Origin of the sequence: Streptomyces sp. SID12501 (assembly GCF_010550245.1) — a bacterium.
In the GTDB taxonomy this organism is placed as follows: Bacteria; Actinomycetota; Actinomycetes; order Streptomycetales; family Streptomycetaceae; genus Streptomyces.
Genome location: NZ_JAAGLU010000941.1, coordinates 1 through 402, shown reverse-complemented (window position 1 = coordinate 402; position 402 = coordinate 1). Strand labels below are relative to the sequence as shown.

Annotated in this window: 1 pseudogene; it reads right to left on the bottom strand. The window is 71.4% G+C overall.

The window, feature by feature from the left end:
• Positions 1 to 402, bottom strand: a pseudogene (locus tag G3I71_RS49240) (cytochrome P450); the annotation flags it as partial.

Below are 402 nucleotides of genomic sequence, written 5' to 3'. Positions count from 1 at the left end.
CGTTGCTCGGGGAAGTCGGTGAGCAGGGTCAGGCCGTGGGTGATGGCGTTGCGGGTGGTCTCCACCCCGGCCACCATCAACAGGGAGAAGAAAGCGCCCAGTTGGCGGGCGCCGAGGGCCTGGCCGTCGACGTTCGCGGTGACCAGTGCCGAGATCAGGTCGTCCGTCGGGTGCCTGCGCCTTTCCCGGCCGATGCCGGCGACCATCCGTTGCATCCGGGCCAGCGCCCGCAGCCCGCGCCCGGGCATCCGCAGTCGGGCCGCCAGGCCCCGCTCCACGCCGATGTTCTCCGAGGCGTGGTTGACCCGGTCGGCGATCTCCGCCCGGTAGCGCTCGGGGATCCCCATCATGTTGCAGATGACCTCCAGCGGGAGCCGGGAGGCCACCGCCGAGACGAACTCG